Raw genomic sequence first — 288 nt, 5'->3', positions numbered from 1 at the left:
GTCGGGGCTAAATCGCGCCAGCGCTGGCTGTTTTACGCGTATGACAGGCTCCGGAAGACGGTTGTTGCGCACGTATTCGGTGAACGCACTATGGCGACGCTGGGGCGTCTTATGAGCCTGCTGTCACCCTTTGACGTGGTGATATGGATGACGGATGGCTGGCCGCTGTATGAATCCCGCCTGAAGGGAAAGCTGCACGTAATCAGCAAGCGATATACGCAGCGAATTGAGCGGCATAACCTGAATCTGAGGCAGCACCTGGCACGGCTGGGACGGAAGTCGCTGTCG

The 288-nt window shown here is 58.0% G+C and carries 1 pseudogene; it reads left to right on the top strand.

Features of this window, described 5'->3' with window-relative positions:
* Window positions 1-288 (top strand): annotated as a pseudogene (locus tag ACT3RT_RS23110) (IS1-like element IS1B family transposase); the annotation flags it as partial.

It is taken from the genome of Ewingella sp. AOP9-I1-14, assembly GCF_052375995.1.
GTDB lineage: Bacteria > Pseudomonadota > Gammaproteobacteria > Enterobacterales > Enterobacteriaceae > Ewingella > Ewingella allii.
The sequence above is the reverse complement of the archived record's forward strand: the minus strand, read 5'-3'. Positions and strand labels throughout refer to the sequence as shown.